The sequence below is a fragment of the Tenacibaculum aiptasiae genome (assembly GCF_008806755.1).
Classification (GTDB): domain Bacteria; phylum Bacteroidota; class Bacteroidia; order Flavobacteriales; family Flavobacteriaceae; genus Polaribacter; species Polaribacter aiptasiae.
The window spans coordinates 1-226 of sequence record NZ_WAAU01000047.1 but is presented as its reverse complement, the minus strand read 5'-3'; the positions used below and the strand labels follow the sequence as shown (position 1 = coordinate 226).

Here is a 226-nt window from a genome sequence, read left to right as displayed (position 1 = left end):
TAAAAGCAGGAGTAGATACTACAGTTACTAATACAAGTTTTGCAGTAGTAGGAACAAATTTAGTAATCACAGACAGTGCAGGAAATACAGTAAGTACACCCTTAGCAACCATTGCAGCAGGTGTAAATACTGACGATCAAACGATAACAAATTTTAGTATCGTAGGAACTAATTTAAGTATTACGTTAGAAAATGGAAATACCGCGACTGTACCATTAGCTACCAT

1 protein-coding gene is annotated in these 226 nt (G+C 35.4%); it reads left to right on the top strand.

What is annotated here, in order from left to right; all coding sequences use genetic code 11:
* A partial coding sequence (locus F7018_RS18610; protein ID WP_175578778.1) for a hypothetical protein occupies positions 1 to 226 on the top strand: 226 nt, incomplete at both ends.